Origin of the sequence: Polaromonas eurypsychrophila (genome assembly GCF_014641715.1) — a bacterium.
Classification (GTDB): Bacteria; Pseudomonadota; Gammaproteobacteria; order Burkholderiales; family Burkholderiaceae_C; genus Polaromonas; species Polaromonas eurypsychrophila.
In genome coordinates this window covers 188,933-204,362 of record NZ_BMIG01000005.1, presented here as the reverse complement: position 1 = coordinate 204,362, position 15,430 = coordinate 188,933, and the positions used below count along the sequence as shown (strand labels likewise).

The following is a 15,430-nucleotide window of genomic DNA, read 5'->3' as shown; positions in this document are numbered from 1 at the left end:
TATCAACACAACACCAGGCAGGCTGAACCGTGGCAGAACCCCTGGTCAACCAATACGGCGCCGATGTGCCCAAAGCCATCGCCCGCATGATCACGGCAGTGCATCCAAAGTTCGACGCCCGCAAGTTTTTCGCCGATGTACTCACCGGTTATGAGGCCCTGGCGCTGATGCCGCGCGGCAAACACATTGCGCTGGCGCTGCACCGGCATTTGCCGCCCGATTACCTGAAGGCCATCAACATCCTGCTCGCCTCGCTCGACCAGCCGCATGGCCGGAGCGAAGGCCTCAGCCTGGCGTCTTTTCTCTACCTGCCGCACACTCTGTTTGTCGCGCAGTTCGGGCTCGATCATTTTGAAGACTCGATGCGCGCCCAGCATGCGCTGACGCAGCGCTTCACGGCCGAGTTCAGCATCCGCGCCTTTTTGCAAAAGCACGAGGCCGCCACCCTGGCGCGCTTCAGGCAGTGGGCGACGGACCCGAGTGAGCATGTGCGTCGCCTGGTGTCCGAAGGCAGCCGCCCGCGCCTGCCTTGGGCCAGCCGCCTGCCAGCCTTCCAGAAAAATCCGGCGCCAGTGCTGGCCCTGCTGGAGCTGCTCAAGGATGACCCGGCGCTGTATGTGCGCCGCTCGGTCGCCAACAACCTCAACGACATCGGCAAGGACCACCCGGAGCTGCTCGCTAAAACCGCGAAGCAGTGGCTCAAGGGCGCCAGCGACGAGCGCCGCTGGATCGTGCAGCACGCACTGCGCTCAGCCGTCAAACGCGGCGAGGCTGGCGCGCTTGGTGTGTTGGGGTTTGGGAAAAGCGCAGAGGTCGCGGTGAGTGATACCCGCATCGCACCGAGGCGCGTGGTGTTGGGTGAGAAAGTGAACATTGCCTTCGACGTTTCCAACACCAGCACCAAGGCGCAGCAGGTGCTGGTGGACTTTTGCATCCACTACGTCAAGGCCAGTGGCAAGACCAGCGCCAAGGTGTTCAAGCTGAAGGTGTTGGCACTGGCCCCGAAAGAAACGGTGCGATTGAGCAAGACCGTATCCACTGCCGAGATGACCACGCGCAAGCATCATGCGGGGAAGCACCGGGTCGATGTGCTGCTCAACGGGCAGGCGAGGGAACTGGGGGTGTTTGAGTTGGTGCCTGTTGCCCGCAGGTAAACCACGCTGGTGCACGGTGCCGTGCCTGGATCATTTTGAAGAATGCGTAATCCGCGATTTTCTCGGGCGCGTAGTCAGCTCGCCGGCCGCCGCTGAGCGAAGCAATCGCTGAAAGGTCGGACACTCGGCATGGCTGGGTGCGGGGCATACCGCCGCGTGCCTGAGCCCGCTGCGCATCGCCTTCAGGCGCTTGATCGTTTGATCGAGTTCATCGGCCTTGGCATTGAGCGACTTCCTGTCGATGTTGGCCTGGCCGTCCGGCGAGAACATGGCACCGATGTCGTCCAGCGAAAAACCGGCTGCCTGCCCGAGCGCAATAAGCGCCAATTGGTCCAGCACGGCAGGGGCAAACGTGCGGCGCAAGCCTTGCCGGCCGACCGAAGTGATCAGACCTTTTTCCTCGTAGTAGCGCAGCGCGGAAGCGGGCATTCCTGATTTTTTGGCGACTTCGGCGATGTCCATCAAAAACCCCTTGACTTAAAGTTGACTTGAACTTCTATAGTGCGCTCATGTTTACTTTTCGTCAACGGAGATTCACATGAACACATTCGCTGCCAACGCGGCACACATCTTTCTCATTGGCATAGGCGCTACCGCGGTGATGGATACCTGGCTGCTGCTGCTGCAGCGCCTGGGCGTGCCCACGCTCAACTTCGCGATGATCGGCCGCTGGGCCGGCCACTGGGGCGGCGGCACATGGAAGCATGAAGCGATCGCCAAAGCGCCGCCTGTACGGGGCGAGCTCGCTTTGGGATGGGTCGTCCACTACGCGTCCGGCATTGCCTTCGCGGGCCTTCTGGCCGGCATCACCGGTTTGGACTGGGTGCACAAGCCGACGCTGGTTCCGGCCCTGTGTGTGGGCATAGCCACGGTTGCTGTGCCCTGGCTTGTCATGCAGCCTGCCATGGGCGCGGGCATCGCTTCATCCCGCACGCCGGCACCGGCCCGGAACCGGCTGAGGAGCCTGGCAAACCACACAGTTTTTGGACTCGGCCTGTACCTGGCCGCCGCCTTCATCGCCTGGATCTTGCGATGAAGGATTTTTCGCAGATCACGGACCTAACCTAACATGGACACCACATCAATGAAGAACAAACAACTTGCAGTCATCTATCACAGCGCGCACGGTCATACCGGCCACATCGCATCTCACATCCTGGGCGGTGCGCAATCCATTCCCGGCATCGATGCGCGATTGCTGAAGGCGGAAGAACTCATGGCGAGTCCCGAACATCTGCTGGACTATGACGGCTTTATCTTCGGCTCACCGACCTACCTGGGCGGCGTCACCGGTACCTTCAGGAGTTTCATGGATTCGACCGGCCGGCTCTGGAAAAGCCACGCCCTCAAGGGCAAGCTGGCAGCGGCTTTTACCGTCTCGTCGCTGCCTGCAGGCGACAAACAATCCACGCTGCTGTCGATCTTCGTCTTCGCCATGCAGCACGGCATGGTCTGGGTCGGCAATGCCATCTTGCCCGAGCAGCACAGCGGCGTGCCTTACGAAGAGGCCGCCAATCGGCTGGGCTCCTGGTCGGGGCTGATGGCGCAGGCCGGGCATTCCGCGCCAGCGGATTCGTTTGCACCCGGCGACATCAAAACCGCGCAAATGTTCGGCAAGAATGTTGCCCAGGCGCTGCTGCGCCTGGCGGCCGATGTCGAGCAGGGGGTGACGCCATGATTTCAAGAAAATTTGAGCCAGTCCTGTTCGGCTTCCTGCTCTCGGGCCTGATGTCGCTGCTGGTGGCAGGAATATCCACGCTGCGCGCCGTCGGGCTTGGGCCGGACTTCCTGTGGCTGTGGGCCGGTTCGTGGCTCATGGCATGGTTGTTCGCGTTTCCTGCGGTGCTGCTCGTCGCGCCTCTGGCGCGCAGGATGGTTCGCAGCCTTGTCAGCCCGGTTGAATGAAGAGGCCCGCTACGCTGCCAATCAGGTGCTACCAATAACAGGACGGCGCCCCGTGACCGGCGCGTGCTGTGCCATCAGCCCCGCGGCCCATTCGATGAATACGCGCAGTTTGCTGCTGACATGCCGGTTGGGCGGAAACGCGATGTACAGCGGCATGGGGTCAAGCTTCCAGTCTTTGAACAAGGGCGTCAGTTCGCCGTTCGCCAGATGTGGCCTGGTCATGTAGTCGGGCAGCCAGAGAACACCCAAGCCGGCCATGCCGGCGGCGAGGTAGGCATTGCCGTCATCGACCGAAAGCGCGTAACGGCCTTGCACCTTCACACTCTCATCGCCTGAGCGCATGGGGTACGCAAGCGGCTCGCCGGTGCGTGCCCACATGAAGCCGACGATGCGATGGTGGGTGCCTTCGAGATCGCGCGGGTGCAGGGGCGTGCCGGCAAGCTTCAGGTAGGCAGGCGCAGCGTAAACGCCGAGCTGAAAATCGCCGATGAGGCGGGCCATCAGCGACAGGTCGGTGAGTTCACCGCCGCGCACGACGCAGTCCACGTTCTCGCCGATGATGTCCACCATGCGGTCGCTGACCCCTATGTCGAGCTGAATGTCGGGGTACTGCGCATGAAACGCGGCAGTGCCGGTATCAGGATCATGCGGGCCAAAGGGCTGGGGACATCCACCCGCAGCCGGCCGCGGGGCGATGCCGAGGCGCTGGACAAGCTGGTCTCGGCGCCGTCCACATCGGCCAGCACCCGCAGCACGCGCTCGTAGTAAGCGGCGCCATCCGCGGTGACGTTGACCTTGCGTGTGGTGCGGTTGAGCAGCCTGACGCGCAGCCTCGCCTCCAGTTGCTGCACCAGCTGAGTCACGCTGGTCTTGCTCATGTGGAGTGTTGCGGCGGCTTTGGTAAAGCTGCCGGTTTCCACCACGCGTACGAAGGCCTGCATTGCATCGAAACAGTCCATCTGTGCTCCAAATACCTTTAATGATTGTTTGGATTTCACGAACAGTGATGGACAGGCTTGCTTGTCTATTCAGGAGGCCAAGCCTTTTAAAGTTCCTTCATCGTTAACCACGGGTCGGCTTCGGCCCCTTGATCAAGGACTCTTATGTCAAAGCGTGACGTCGTTTTTCTGCCCGGTCGCCGGGCGCTTTATGAACGCAATCGCTACTCGCCGGCGGTCAAGTCCAATGGCTTCCTGTTCGTGTCGGGGCAGGTGGGCAGCCGCGAGGACGGATCACCGGAGCCGAACCTGGAGAAGCAAGTGCGGCTGGCTTTTGACAACCTGAACGCGGTCCTGAAGGCTGCCGGCTGCGCCTTTGATGACGTGGTGGACGTCATGGCTTTTATTGTTGATCCCGAATCAAACTTCGAGACGATCTGGAAGCTGGTGCCCGAGTACTGGGGCGATGCGCCGCACCCGACCTGACCGGTGTCGGCGTGACCTGGCTGTATGGCTTCCAGTTTGAGATCAAGGTGATCGCGAAGCTTCCGGAGCCCGTCGGCGGCTAGTGCGTGGGGCACGGCAAGAAAACCAGCCGCCTGGAAGGAAAGACAGATCGGCTTCACTTCGGTACCGCTATCGAGCGGAGAATCCGTTCAGAGCATTCAATAAAACTGCGCAGGGTCGGCAAGTTGTAAGCGGGATTCCATACCAGCATTGCCGGTGCAAGCACCTGTTCTCCACTGATGCTTATAAATTTCACGCCGTGGACACGTGAATCAGCCAGCGAGCGGGGTACAAGGGAAACGCCCAGCCCATTGGCGACCATGGCAACAATCGTCAGCCACTGACGGGCCGCATGCGCAATTTTGGGCTGTATCCCTGCACGGGAAAAAATGGCAATCACGTTGTCATGGTTTGCCGGAGCCACGTTTCGGGAAAACATGACAAAACGTTCATTGGCCAGTTCTATCAAATCCACAGTGCCACCTTGAGCTTTGGGATGATGCTCGGGCAAACAAAGCACGAACTCATCTTCACCCATAGGCAGTGATGCCAATTGGGGTGGAACCGTAGAGCCGTTGACAAACCCGGCGTGGATTTGACCGCGGAGTAACTCATTGAGCTGGTCGGCGCTGGACATTTCCCTGAGCACCACCTCCACGTCGGGCATTTCTGCATTGAACTGTTTCACGATGGCCGGCACTTCCCGGTAGATCTGCGAGCCGGTCACGCCAATCTCAAGCCGCCCCCGCATGCCCCTGGCGACGATTTTGGCCACATCCGAAGCCTTGGCCACTTGTTCCAGAATCTGGCGAGCTTCCTCCAGGAAGGCCTCTCCTGCCTGGGTCAACTCGACATGTTTGCTGTCCCGAATCAGGAGCTGCACCTCCAGTTCTCCTTCAAGCGACTTGATGGCGCTGCTCAATGGCGGCTGTGTGATCGCGAGCTTGCTGGCGGCTCGCCCGAAATGCAGCTCTTCGGCTAGGACAACAAAGTAGCGAAGAAAGTGAAGCTTCATAGGGTTTAGCAACGTAGGTAAGGCTGACGCTAATTATCCGCCAACGATTCTTAAAAAGAATTGGTCTAGCCAAAAACAGGATTGGACGCGAATGATTGCGGGAGGGAAGATGGGGGCGCATCGATTGACCAAAACGCTGCCAAAGTCAAATTTACAACCGGAGACGCTTCATGAAATATTTTCCCCGTGCCCTCACTCTGGTGGCCGGCCTGTTAGCTGCTTCGGTGGCAATGAGTCAAACCTATCCCTCTGCGCCGGTCACGATGGTCGTGCCATTTGCTGCCGGCAGCGGCACCGATGCGGTGGCGCGCATTGTTGCAAGAAAGCTCAGTGAGCGGCTCAAGCAACCTGTGTTGATTGACAACCGGGCAGGCGCCAACGCGCAAATTGGAGCCCAGTTTGTGGCCAAAGCCAAGCCTGACGGCTACACCTTGTTCATGACGACCAATACGTCGCACTCAGCCAATCCCAGTCTGATCCTCAATCTCAAGTACGACCCGACCAAGGATTTCACGCCGATTACCCGTGTGGGCGAACTTCCATTCGCGTTGGTGGTGAACAAAAGCGACCCCGCCAGATCGCTCAAGGCGTGGATCGATCAGGTCAAGGCCAACCCCGGGAAATTTTCTTACGCCACGCCGAACAGCACCTCGCTGGTGGCCTCTGAAACCATCAAGCGTATTGCTGGCCTGGATGTTGTTGCAATTCCCTACAAATCGAGTCCGCAGGCGCTCACCGATCTGATCGGCGGATCGGTGCAAATGTACGTTGTCGACTTGGGTTCTGGCATGGGCATGATCAATGCGGGCACAGTCCGGGTTCTGGGCGTGACGACCAAAGAGCCGCTGAAATCGATTCCCGATGCAGTGCCCATCGCCAGGGAAGTCCCCGGATTTGACCTGACATCCTGGAACGGAATCTTCGGGCCGGCTGGCATGCCCAAGCCCATTGTGGACAAGCTGAATGCCGAACTGCAGGAGGTGCTGGCCGACAAGGAGGTGCAAAAGGCACTAGGCCAGTTAGGCTTTGAAACCTGGCCAACCAAGACGCCAGAGGAGTTTGCCAAATACGTGGCTGACCAGCTCGCTCACTGGAGCACCCTCATCAAGCAGGCCGGCATTCGCCCTGAATGAACATGGCCGCTTCGTATTCCGCGTCCACGGCCGGTCCACTGGCAGGCGTGAGGGTTCTCGACCTGACCTCTGTCGTTATGGGGCCTTTTGCGACGCAGATCCTGGCGCAGCTGGGCGCAGAGGTCATCAAGGTGGAGACCCCGGAAGGCGACAACATGCGCCATGTGGGGCCCATGAACCATGCCGGCATGGGACCTATTTTTCTGCATGCCAATGCCGGCAAGAGAAGCATCGTTCTGGACCTCAAACATCCGCAAGGCCTTGAAGCGGCCTTGAAGATGGCAGAAGGTTGCGACGTGTTTATCAGCAACGTCCGGCCCCAAGCGTTGACCCGCCTGGGGCTGGACTACGAGGCGGTGCGTCAGCGCAATCTGCGCATCGTCCATGTGAGTTGCTGCGGGTTTGACCAGGACGGCCCCGATGCCGCCCGACCCGCTTATGACGACCTGATCCAGGGCGCCACAGGTGTTCCATGGCTGATGGGTGAATATGGATCGCCCGAGCCTGCCTATGTCCCGACCACGCTGGCAGACCGCGTGACTGGCTTGCACACTGTTTATGCCGTCACGGCGGCACTGTATGCGCGCAGCCAGTCCGGCGAGGGACAGGCCGTGGTTGTGCCGATGTTTGAAGCCATGGCGCAGTTTATTCTGGGGGATCACATGGCTGGCCTGACCTTCCAGCCCCCGATTGGCAAACCGGGCTACGCACGTCTGCTGACGCCTCACCGCAAGCCGTATCTCACCAGCGATGGCATGTTGTGCGTCCTGATCTACAACGACAAGCACTGGAAAAGCTTCTTTGAAGTCATCGGCGAGTCCGAGGGACTGGCGCGCGATCCGCGCTTCAACACGCACAGCGCACGCGCGGCCCATATTGACGAGGTCTATGCGGAAGTGGCGCGCATCATTCGCACCCGCACCACCGCGCAATGGCGCGAATTGCTGGACGCCGTCGATGTCCCCAACATGCCGATGAACAGTCCGGAAGACCTGCTGGTCAACCCGCAACTGCGTGCCACGGGGTTTGTGAGTGACACCGTTCATCCGACGGAAGGCCCCATGCACACTCTCGCTCACCCGACCAAGTGGTCGGCCACGCCGCCGGCGCGCAGCTTTTCACCTGCGCCACGGCTGGGTGAACACACGCGGCAACTCCTGGAAGAAGCGGGTTACAGCCCGGAGCGCATCCATACCCTGATTGAGCAAGGTGCTTGCCGAACTGACACCTGAAAGGACTGCCCACATGTCACCGAGTTACCTCGTCCGTATTGCCGATGTGCCGGCCTATCAACCAGCCAATCACCGTCACACCCACAATCAACGATTGATTGGCCCCGAGACTGTCGGCGCCAAACAAATGGAAGTGTTGATGGGGACCTTGCACAAAGGCGGAGGTGCCTTGCCCCATGCCCATCCCGGCATTGAACAGGCTTGCTACCTGCTGGAAGGCACAGCTCATGTCGAGGTGGCCGGCCAGTCTTTTGAGATGGTGGCAGGCGATACATGCTTTTTCCCTGCTGACCAGATGCATGTCTTTACTGTCACGAGTGACACCCCGGTGAAGCTGCTGGTGATCTACAGCCCACCTTATGGAGAGTCACCTGACAAGGTGATTCGCCCTGGCAGCACAATTTCGAACGGATCTGCGAAATGAACTTTGCACGGACCCCTGACCAGGAACAAATCCGCGACGCGATAGAGCGCGTCTGCGCGCCTTTCGATGCGGACTACTGGCTGCGCAAGGATCAGGAAGGTGGATTTCCTGATGACTTTCACCATGCGCTGGCCAGTTCCGGCTGGCTGGGCATCGCCATGCCCGAGGCCTATGGCGGTGCCGGCCTTGGCATCAGCGAAGCGGCCCTCATGATGCACACGATTTCTGCGACAGGCGCAGGTTTGTCCGGTGCCTCTGCAATCCACATGAATATCTTTGGCCTGCATCCCGTGGTGGTGTTTGGCACCGATGAGCAAAAGCAGCGCTGGCTGCCGCCGTTGATTGCCGGCACGGACCGGGCCTGCTTCGGTGTGACAGAACCCAATACCGGGTTGAACACCCTGAAACTCAAGACGCGCGCGGTGCGTGACGGCGACCACTATGTAGTGCACGGGCAAAAGGTCTGGATCAGCACTGCGCTGGTGGCCAACAAAATCTTGTTGCTCGCACGCACGACACCGATCGAAGAATGCAAGGGCACGGAAGGCCTGAGCCTGTTCTATACCGATATGGATCGCAGCAAGGTGGAAGTCCGGGAAATTGAAAAACTGGGCCGCAAGTGCGTGGACTCCAACCAGGTGTTTATTGATGGTTTGCGTATTCCCGTGGAGGACCGCGTTGGCGAAGAGGGGAAAGGTTTCAGCTACATACTGCACGGCCTGAACCCGGAGCGTATCTTGATCGCCAGCGAAGCCGTGGGCCTGGGTCGCGCAGCATTAAAACGCGCCGCTGGATATGCCAACGAGCGCGAAGTGTTCGGCCGTCCGATTGGTCAGAACCAGGGTATCCAGCACCCGCTGGCCAAATCCTGGATGGAACTGGAGGCAGCTGACTTGATGGTCCAGAAGGCCGCATGGCTGTATGACCAGCAATTGCCCTGCGCCGCCGAAGCCAACAGCGCGAAGTACCTGGCAGCAGAAGCCTGCTACCACGCTTGCGAGAACGCCATCTTCACCCACGGCGGTATGGGCTACGCCAAGGAATATCACGTTGAGCGTTATCTGCGCGAGTCCTGGATTCCCCGCCTGGCACCTGTGAGCCCGCAACTGATCCTGTGCTTCATCGCCGAGAAAGTTCTGGGCCTGCCCAAGTCCTACTGAATCCAGCAGGAGCGATGTCAATGAGCCTTGATCGGCAAGGTCAGCTCGTCGGACGAGGCGCGCAAGCTCGTGTCAATTTTTCAGAAAAGCCTGAACCCGCGTGGATGCATTGATAGTCTCAGTTGGGCGGTGTGAAGCAAGCCCCTGGCCTACTGCACCAGCAGCGAATTGATCAGCAGCAAGTCTTCGGGCGTCAGCGTGCCATTGGCCTGGCGCAGGCGCAGGCCGCCGAGCAGCACGTTGTAGCGGGCCACGGCCAGATCGCGTTTGGTCTGAAACAACTGGCTTTGTGCGTTGAGCACGTCGATGTTGATGCGCACGCCGACCTGGTAGCCGAGCTTGTTGGCGTCGAGTGCGCTCTGGCTGGACGCCTCGGCGGCTTCCAGCGCCTTGACCTGGCCCTGGCCTGATAACACGCCGAAGAAGGCAGTGCGGGTGTTGAGCGCAACGCCGCGCTTGGCGCCTTCGAGGTCGGTGCGGGCTTTTTCTTCCAGTGACAGGGTTTCACGAATGCGGTTCTGCGTGGCAAAGCCGGCGAACAGCGGCAGGTTCAGCGCCAGGCCAACGGTCGTGGTGTTGGTGCGCGAGTTGAGTGTGTTCAATGAACTGGCGCTGCCCTGCGGGTTGCGCTGCACACCGTGGCTGGCGGTCAGGTCCACCGTGGGTTTGTGGCCGGCTTCGGCCTTGTTGATTTCGAGTTTGGCGGTTTTCAGGTTGGCCTGGGCCTGGCGGATGGTGGGATGCAGCGCTTCAGATTGCTGCACCCAGATGTTCACGTCGGCGGGCACCAGTGGCGGCAGCTTGGCGGGGGCAACCAATGGCCGGGGCTGGGCGTCTGTCCTGCCGACCAGTTGGTCGAGTGCGATCTTCTTGACGCGCAAGTCGTTCTCGGCGGCAATCTCTTGCGCAATCACCAGGTCGTAACGCGCCTGGGCTTCACGCGAGTCGGTGATGGTGGAAGTGCCGACCTCGAAATTGCGCTTGGCGGATGCGAGTTGCTCGGCGACGGCAGCCTTTTGCGCACGCACAAAGGCCAGCGTGTCCTGCGCGGCCAGCACGTCGAAATAAGTCTGGCTGGTGCGCACGATCAAGTCCTGCTCAGCCGCTTCGAGCTGGGCCTTCGACAGCTCGACCTGCTGCTTGCCTTGTTCGTAGGTGGCCCAGTTGCCGGGCCGGTACAGCGGCTGTGAGGCGCTCAGTGAGGCGCTTTGCTGCGGGTAGTTGCGGTCCACCGCCGGGTTGTTGTTTTCAAAGTTGACGCGGTTGACGCCGGCCGACAGGCCCGCCTGCGGCAAGATACCGGCCTTGGCCTGCTCAGCCCGATACAGGTTGGCGTCATACAACGAACGCGATGACTGGTAGGCCGCGTCGTAGTCGCGCGCCGAGCGGTACAGCTCCACCAGATTCTGGGCCTGCACTGAAGGCACCAGCGCTGCCAGCACTGTGCCGAATGCGAGAGCCAGCGGCAGCAAGGCCGGTTTTTTCAGTAGCGTCGTCATGGGTGTCCTGATGAGATGGATAGGTCGGGCGTGTGGGACGGCTATTCAATACAGTGGCACGGCGGTGTCGCGCTGTTTGGACCAGGCATCGATGCCGCCGTTGAGGTTCACCACGTCGGTGAATCCGCTTTGCACCAGGAAGTTGGCGACCTGCAGGCTGCGCATGCCGTGGTGGCACAGGCAGGCGATCGGCTGGTCAACGCCAAACTGTTCCTTCAATTGTTCGACACGGGCCGGCATCTCACGCATGGGAATACGCAGCAGCGTGAAACCGTCCTCGGTCACCGAAGCGGTTTGCAGCTCCCAGGGCTCGCGCACGTCCAGCACCACCGGTGCGGGCGCGTCCGCACCCATGCTGTCGCGCCAGGCGTTGAAGTCGGCAGGAGTAAGCTGGGCAATCATGGTCGGTGCATGGTGCGGAAAATCAGAAGTTGAACTTTGAAGGCTCGGGGAAATTGAGCAGGCGCGGCGCCACCGTGTCCCACGCTTGCGCGGTGCGGAAGGCGGTCTCACCGACGCGGGTCACCAGCGTGGCGCGCATCATGGGCTCAAAGCCGACGATGGCGCTGAGCCGGCCGCCGGTCTTGAGCATGGCCAGCAGGGCGGGCGGCACCTCGGCGACCGAGCCGCTGAGCACGATCACGTCGAAAGGACCGCTCAGCGGGTCGCTGCTGGACACCGCCTGGCCAAGTTTGGCCGCACCATCACCGGTACGCACTTCAGCGTTGTAGACGCCGGCTTTCTTCAGGTTGTTGCGCGCGAGCTGCGCCAGGTCGGCGTCAATCTCGAGCGTGATCACCTGCTGCGCACGGTGCGCCAGCAGGGCCGCCATGTAGCCGGAGCCGGCGCCAATCTCCAGCACTTTTTCATGTTTTTGCACGGCCAGGTCTTGCAAGATACGCGCCTCGACCTTGGGGGCCAGCATGCATTGGCCGGGTTTGGAGGTCAGCGGAATTTCCATGTCGGCAAAGCCCAGCGCCTTTTTGGCGGGCGGCACAAAGTCTTCGCGTTTGACCACCGCCAGCAGGGAAAGAACCTGGCTGTCCAGCACTTCCCAGGGGCGGATTTGCTGCTCGATCATGTTGAAACGGGCTTGTTCGTAGTTCATGGTGTGGCCTGTGAAATATCGGGGTGAGGGAGTGCGGGTAAACCAGTGATTTTAACGGGGGGCTGTTGCGGTTTCGGGCAAGGCGCGCCGGCCAGTGAAGCGGCGTTTGAGCCATTGCGCGAGGTCGTCGAGGTAGCAATACGTGACCGGCACCACCACCAGCGTCAGCAGCGACGACGTGATGACGCCACCGATGACGGCCTGGCCCATGGGCGCGCGCTGCTCTGAACCTTCGGTCAGTGCAAAAGCCAGCGGCACCATGCCGAAAATCATGGCCAGCGTGGTCATCAGGATGGGGCGCAGCCGAACGCGGGCGGCCACCAGCAGGGCCTCGCTGCGCTCCATCCCTTCGTCCCTCATGCGGATCGCAAAGTCCACCAGCAAGATGGCGTTTTTGGTGACCAGCCCCATCAGCATGACGACGCCGATGATGGAGAACATCGACAGCGTCGAACGGAACAGCAGCAGGGCCAGCACCACGCCGATCAGCGTCAATGGTAGCGAGGTCATCAGCGCCAGCGGCTGCAGGAAACTTTTGAACTGGCTGGCCAGGATCATGTAGATGAACAGGATGGCCAGCACGAGGGCGGAGATCGCATAACCGAAGGACTCGGCCATGTTTTTGGTCGAACCGCCGAACTGGTAGCGGTAACCGGGTGGAAAGCTGATGCCGTCGAGCGCAGTGCGAATGTCATTGGATACCTCGCCCGCCGATCGGTTGTAGACGTTGGCATTGATCGCCACTTCACGCGTCAGGTCACGCCGGTTGATCTGGTTCGGTCCGGTCGCCTCTTTCACCGTGGCGAGCTGGCCCAGGCGCACGGTGCGCGCCGAGCCGTCGGCATTGCTGCCGATGGCGCTGCTCAAAAAGGGCAGGCGTTCCAGATCCTGAGGCGTATTTCTGGCGTCGGGCGACAGGCGCACATTCACGTCATAGGTCTGGTCGTCGGGGGCCCGCCAGTTGCCCACGGTCTGACCGGCCACCAGGGTGCGCAGCGAACCGGCGATCTGCGACACGCTCAGGCCCAGGTCCGACGCGGCATCGCGTTTGACGGCGATTTCGATGGTGGGCTTGTCGGGCTTGAGGCTGGAGTCCAGGTCCACCAGGCCAGGGATGACGACGATGCGTTCGGTCGCCAGCCGGGTCAGCCGCTCCAGCTCCTTGAGGTCGGGGCCTTGCAGCGAAAACTCCACCTGCTTGTTGCCGCCTACGGAGTCGAGCAGGCCGACGTGGGTGACGGTGATGCCGGCCACCTGTTTGAGCCGCTCGCGCAGCACGCCTGAGAGCTCATCGACGCTGCGGCTGCGTGACTTGCGGTCCACCAGCCGCACATAGATGCTGCCGTACATCTTGCCCTGGGCGCTGCCGGTGTTGATGGTCGCCACCGTGTACCGGACCTCGGGCAATTCGCGCAAAATGGATTCAACCTGGACAGCCTTGGCCTCGGTGGCTTCGAGCGACGAGCCGACGGGCGTATAAAACGTCAGCGAGGTTTCCGAGAAATCGGCCTTCGGCACAAACTCTGTGCCCAGCAGCGGCACCATGAAAATGCTGGTGATGAAGATGACCAGGGCCAGTCCGAGTGTGGCCAGCTTGTGTAGCAGCGACCAGCGCAGAATGCGCTGGTAGGTCTCGGCCAGCGAGTCGGTGGCGCGTTCGAACCAGCCTGTCACGCGCCCTATGGTCTTGTCGTAAAAAGTCACCGGTGCATGGTGCTTGCCGTGCGCCTCAATGCTCGGGTCGTGCCAGATGCTCGACAGCATCGGGTCCAGCGTGAAGCTGACAAACATCGAGATCAGCACCGCCGCCACGATGGTGATGCCAAACTCATGGAAAAACTTGCCGATGATGCCGCCCATGAAACCGATGGGCAAAAACACCGCGACGATGGAAAAGGTGGTGGCCAGCACCGCCAGGCCGATCTCCTGCGTGCCGTCGAGTGAGGCCTGGTAAGGCAGCTTGCCCATCTGCACATGGCGCACGATGTTCTCACGCACCACAATCGCGTCGTCAATCAGCAGGCCGACGCAAAGGCTCAGCGCCATCAGCGTGATCATGTTGATGGTGAAGCCGAACATGTTCATGAACAAAAAGGTGCCGATGATGGAGATCGGCAGGGTCAGGCCGGTGATCACCGTCGAGCGCCAGGAGTTCAGGAACAGGAAGACGATCAGCACCGTCAGCAACGCACCTTCGAACAAGGTGCGGCGCACGTTTTCGACCGCGACGCGGATCGGGCGCGAGCCGTCGGAAACCAGTTCCAGGCGCACGCCCGCGGGCAGTTGGGTCTGGATCTCCTTGATGGACTGGTTCAGGCCATCGACCACCGCGATGGTGTTGTCACCCTGGGCCTTTTGCACCGTCAACAGCAGTGTGCGCTGGCCGTTGTACAGCGCCAGGTTGTCGATCTCTTGCGAGCCGTCACGCACGCTGGCCACCTGCCCGACCGTCACCGCCGTGGCCGCGCCGGTGGCGGACGCCTTGCGCGCCACGATAATGTTGGCGAAGTCTTCCGGCCGCTTCATGCGGGCGTCGATCTTGACCACACGCTCTTGCGCCAGAGATCGGATGGCGCCAACTGGCAGGTCCTGGTTTTCGCTGCGCACCGCATTGGCGACCTGGTCGGCCGTGATGCCCAGCGCTTCCATGGCCTGCGGGTTCAGGTAAATGTTGATCTCCCGTTTGCTTCCGCCCACCAGGTTGACCGCGCCCACGCCGCGCACATTCTCAAGCCGCTTTTTCAGTACCTGATCGGCCCAGTTGGTCAGCTCAACTGCGGTGGGGATGGCCGGCTTACCCCCAGTGGAGGATGACGGAGGGCATTTTTCTGACGGGCCGCCCCCAGGAAAAATAGCCCCTGTTTGTGGTGAAAGGGGCAGCTCAACGCCGGAGGCACACGCAGTGGCAAGCGTGGGGGCAGGTAACACCGCCACCGACCAGATGGGGCGGCTTGCCGGATCGAAGCGCAGTACGCGGGGCTCTTTCACCTCATCGCGCAGCAGCGGGCGCAGCGAGGCGATTTTTTCGCGCACGTCTTCGGCGGCTTTGCGCCCGTCAATGTGCAACTGGAACTCGATGATGACGACCGCCATGCCTTCGTAGCTGCGCGAGGTCAGGGCATTGATGCCGGCAATCGAGTTGACGCCTTCCTCGATTTTTTTGGTGACTTCACTCTCGACAATTTCGGGCGAAGCGCCGGGGTACTCGGTGGTGACCACGACCACCGGAAAATCAATGTTCGGGAACTGGTCAACCTGCAGCCGCTGGTAGGAAAACAGGCCCAGCACCACGATGGCCAGCATGACCATGGTGGCGAACACCGGGTTTTGCAGGCTGACGCGGGTGAACCACATC

At 60.9% G+C, this 15,430-nt stretch carries 14 protein-coding genes and 2 pseudogenes; 9 read left to right on the top strand and 7 right to left on the bottom strand.

Annotated features, from left to right (window positions below; all coding sequences use genetic code 11):
- Positions 1–29: 29 nt before the first annotated feature.
- Complete coding sequence (locus tag IEX16_RS09255) at positions 30–1,154, top strand: DNA alkylation repair protein (RefSeq protein ID WP_188708078.1); 1,125 nt, start codon at positions 30–32, stop codon at positions 1,152–1,154.
- Positions 1,155–1,184: 30 nt separating this feature from the next.
- Here IEX16_RS09255 and IEX16_RS09250 read toward each other — a convergent pair whose 3' ends face one another.
- Entirely contained in the window at positions 1,185–1,616 is a 432-nt protein-coding gene (locus IEX16_RS09250) for a helix-turn-helix domain-containing protein (RefSeq protein WP_188708076.1), read from the bottom strand.
- A gap of 76 nt (positions 1,617–1,692) precedes the next feature.
- On the opposite strand from IEX16_RS09250, the gene IEX16_RS09245 reads away from it, so the two are divergent.
- The 3 genes from IEX16_RS09245 to IEX16_RS09235 are packed head-to-tail and all read left to right on the top strand — an operon-like array spanning position 1,693 to position 3,059.
- Positions 1,693–2,190, top strand: coding sequence for a DUF2938 domain-containing protein (locus tag IEX16_RS09245; protein ID WP_188708074.1), 498 nt, complete (start codon positions 1,693–1,695; stop codon positions 2,188–2,190).
- 48 nt (positions 2,191–2,238) lie between these two features.
- Positions 2,239–2,832 carry a flavodoxin family protein gene (locus tag IEX16_RS09240; RefSeq protein ID WP_188708072.1) on the top strand — a complete coding sequence of 198 codons (594 nt, stop codon included), beginning with the start codon at positions 2,239–2,241 and terminating at the stop codon, positions 2,830–2,832.
- Positions 2,829–3,059, top strand: coding sequence for a DUF2798 domain-containing protein (locus tag IEX16_RS09235; RefSeq protein ID WP_188708070.1), 231 nt, complete (start codon positions 2,829–2,831; stop codon positions 3,057–3,059). Before IEX16_RS09240 ends, IEX16_RS09235 begins: the two co-directional genes overlap by 4 nt.
- Before the next feature lie 21 nt (positions 3,060–3,080).
- Here IEX16_RS09235 and IEX16_RS09230 read toward each other — a convergent pair.
- Positions 3,081–4,018 (bottom strand): annotated as a pseudogene (locus IEX16_RS09230) (LysR family transcriptional regulator).
- A 144-nt stretch (positions 4,019–4,162) separates the two neighbouring features.
- Between IEX16_RS09230 and IEX16_RS09225 the strand changes: the two are divergent.
- Positions 4,163–4,566, top strand: a pseudogene (locus IEX16_RS09225) (RidA family protein).
- Positions 4,567–4,619: 53 nt separating this feature from the next.
- Here the strand turns inward: IEX16_RS09225 and IEX16_RS09220 are convergent.
- Positions 4,620–5,519 carry a LysR substrate-binding domain-containing protein gene (locus IEX16_RS09220; RefSeq protein ID WP_188708068.1) on the bottom strand — a complete coding sequence of 300 codons (900 nt, stop codon included), beginning with the start codon at positions 5,517–5,519 and terminating at the stop codon, positions 4,620–4,622.
- Between the two features lie 170 nt (positions 5,520–5,689).
- On the opposite strand from IEX16_RS09220, the gene IEX16_RS09215 reads away from it, so the two are divergent.
- Genes IEX16_RS09215 through IEX16_RS09200 form a run of 4 tightly spaced genes read left to right on the top strand, consistent with a single transcriptional unit; the run spans position 5,690 to position 9,468 of the window.
- A complete protein-coding gene (locus IEX16_RS09215) occupies positions 5,690–6,652 on the top strand; it encodes a Bug family tripartite tricarboxylate transporter substrate binding protein (RefSeq protein WP_188708067.1) in 963 nt (320 codons plus the stop codon).
- The gene (locus tag IEX16_RS09210; RefSeq protein WP_229676266.1) at positions 6,649–7,884 is read left to right on the top strand and encodes a CaiB/BaiF CoA transferase family protein; all 1,236 of its coding nucleotides are present in this window, start codon (positions 6,649–6,651) and stop codon (positions 7,882–7,884) included. Before IEX16_RS09215 ends, IEX16_RS09210 begins: the two co-directional genes overlap by 4 nt.
- A 13-nt stretch (positions 7,885–7,897) precedes the next feature.
- Complete coding sequence (locus tag IEX16_RS09205; RefSeq protein ID WP_188708065.1) at positions 7,898–8,308, top strand: cupin domain-containing protein; 411 nt, start codon at positions 7,898–7,900, stop codon at positions 8,306–8,308.
- Complete coding sequence (locus IEX16_RS09200) at positions 8,305–9,468, top strand: acyl-CoA dehydrogenase family protein (protein ID WP_188708063.1); 1,164 nt, start codon at positions 8,305–8,307, stop codon at positions 9,466–9,468. The genes IEX16_RS09205 and IEX16_RS09200 overlap by 4 nt, the downstream gene beginning before the upstream one ends.
- Before the next feature lie 149 nt (positions 9,469–9,617).
- Here IEX16_RS09200 and IEX16_RS09195 read toward each other — a convergent pair whose 3' ends face one another.
- Genes IEX16_RS09195 through IEX16_RS09180 form a run of 4 tightly spaced genes read right to left on the bottom strand, consistent with a single transcriptional unit; the run spans position 9,618 to position 15,429 of the window.
- On the bottom strand, positions 9,618–10,967 hold the full coding sequence (locus IEX16_RS09195) for a TolC family outer membrane protein (RefSeq protein WP_188708062.1): 1,350 nt from the start codon (positions 10,965–10,967) through the stop codon (positions 9,618–9,620).
- A gap of 45 nt (positions 10,968–11,012) precedes the next feature.
- Entirely contained in the window at positions 11,013–11,369 is a 357-nt protein-coding gene (locus IEX16_RS09190; protein WP_188708060.1) for a rhodanese-like domain-containing protein, read from the bottom strand.
- Positions 11,370–11,391: 22 nt separating this feature from the next.
- Positions 11,392–12,075, bottom strand: a complete 684-nt coding sequence (locus tag IEX16_RS09185) for a protein-L-isoaspartate O-methyltransferase family protein (RefSeq protein ID WP_188708059.1) — start codon at positions 12,073–12,075, stop codon at positions 11,392–11,394.
- Between the two features lie 51 nt (positions 12,076–12,126).
- The gene (locus IEX16_RS09180) at positions 12,127–15,429 is read right to left on the bottom strand and encodes an efflux RND transporter permease subunit (protein ID WP_188708057.1); all 3,303 of its coding nucleotides are present in this window, start codon (positions 15,427–15,429) and stop codon (positions 12,127–12,129) included.
- Position 15,430 lies beyond the last annotated feature (1 nt).

Coding starts and splice junctions, on each gene's coding strand:
- IEX16_RS09250 (WP_188708076.1), bottom strand. CDS start 1,616: ATGGACATCGCCGAAGTCGCCAAAAAATCAGGAATGCCCGCTTCCGCG.
- IEX16_RS09185 (WP_188708059.1), bottom strand. CDS start 12,075: ATGAACTACGAACAAGCCCGTTTCAACATGATCGAGCAGCAAATCCGC.
- IEX16_RS09215 (WP_188708067.1), top strand. CDS start 5,690: ATGAAATATTTTCCCCGTGCCCTCACTCTGGTGGCCGGCCTGTTAGCT.
- IEX16_RS09195 (WP_188708062.1), bottom strand. CDS start 10,967: ATGACGACGCTACTGAAAAAACCGGCCTTGCTGCCGCTGGCTCTCGCA.
- IEX16_RS09210 (WP_229676266.1), top strand. CDS start 6,649: ATGAACATGGCCGCTTCGTATTCCGCGTCCACGGCCGGTCCACTGGCA.
- IEX16_RS09205 (WP_188708065.1), top strand. CDS start 7,898: ATGTCACCGAGTTACCTCGTCCGTATTGCCGATGTGCCGGCCTATCAA.
- IEX16_RS09235 (WP_188708070.1), top strand. CDS start 2,829: ATGATTTCAAGAAAATTTGAGCCAGTCCTGTTCGGCTTCCTGCTCTCG.
- IEX16_RS09180 (WP_188708057.1), bottom strand. CDS start 15,429: ATGTGGTTCACCCGCGTCAGCCTGCAAAACCCGGTGTTCGCCACCATG.
- IEX16_RS09200 (WP_188708063.1), top strand. CDS start 8,305: ATGAACTTTGCACGGACCCCTGACCAGGAACAAATCCGCGACGCGATA.
- IEX16_RS09245 (WP_188708074.1), top strand. CDS start 1,693: ATGAACACATTCGCTGCCAACGCGGCACACATCTTTCTCATTGGCATA.
- IEX16_RS09240 (WP_188708072.1), top strand. CDS start 2,239: ATGAAGAACAAACAACTTGCAGTCATCTATCACAGCGCGCACGGTCAT.
- IEX16_RS09190 (WP_188708060.1), bottom strand. CDS start 11,369: ATGATTGCCCAGCTTACTCCTGCCGACTTCAACGCCTGGCGCGACAGC.
- IEX16_RS09220 (WP_188708068.1), bottom strand. CDS start 5,519: ATGAAGCTTCACTTTCTTCGCTACTTTGTTGTCCTAGCCGAAGAGCTG.